Annotated in this window: 1 protein-coding gene and 1 pseudogene; one reads left to right on the top strand and one right to left on the bottom strand. The window is 53.1% G+C overall.

Annotated features, from left to right (window positions below; all coding sequences use genetic code 11):
• Window positions 1-274 (bottom strand): annotated as a pseudogene (locus AC1DRJ_RS30390) (type 2 periplasmic-binding domain-containing protein); the annotation flags it as partial.
• Window positions 275-404: 130 nt separating this feature from the next.
• Here AC1DRJ_RS30390 and AC1DRJ_RS30385 point away from each other — a divergent pair.
• On the top strand, window positions 405-832 hold a 428-nt coding region (locus AC1DRJ_RS30385), incomplete at its 3' end, for a DUF1206 domain-containing protein (protein WP_477805371.1).

The raw sequence follows: 832 nt of genomic DNA, 5'->3' as shown, positions 1-832 counted from the left end.
CGTCGCGTACCAAATGCCACGGGCCGATGGCGACTCCTAGACCTGCGATAGCCGCCTGAATGCTGAAGTAAAAATGTTCAAACGACTGCATTTCCCTAGCAGGATTAGGTAGTCCTTTTGCTGTAGCCCACTCCTGCCAAGCCGTAGGTCGGCTATTAGTCTGAAGCAGTAAGGCGGAAGAGAGCAGAGTCCGTCTTTTTTTGCCGAACCACATCTCTACCCTTTCTGGCCTACATACAGGGCCGACCCTCTCTGAAAAAAGTATCTCGGCATGGGTCAATTCGGCGGCGGCGGCAACACTCATGACGCCTGATTGACCATTCTGAGTGTGAAGACATCGACCTTTATCGAACCCCTCCCCCAGCGATAGGTCTGCTCCTGTATCACTCCTCGGAAATAATCCAATGTCCGCTCAACACACCCTTGTCGTACTCGCTCGTGGCGGATATGCCGCTCGAGGTGTTCTGTATCTGATCATTGGTATCTTCGCTCTGCTGGCGGCTCAAGACTCGACAAAACCGAAGGACAGCCACAAAAGCCTTGAGGCGTTGTTAAGCCAGCCATTCGGATATGTTCTGGTCGGGCTAGTGGTGGCTGGTTTGCTAGCCTTCGCCGGGTGGCGAGTGCTGCAAGCGATTCGCGACGTCGATCATCACGGTACAAAACTCAAGGGGTTGGTGATTCGTGCAGGCTTGTTGGCGGGAGGTTTAGTTAACGGAGCTCTTGCTTTTTTTGCATTGGGCCTACTCATCACCGGCGTTAGGAGTTCAGGCAATTCCGCAGGTGGGGAGACAAAGGATTTACTGGCGCATCTTTTGTCTTGGGATTACTC

Source organism: Pseudomonas sp. P5_B2, from assembly GCF_056400445.1.
The sequence above is the reverse complement of the archived record's forward strand: the minus strand, read 5'-3'. Positions and strand labels throughout refer to the sequence as shown.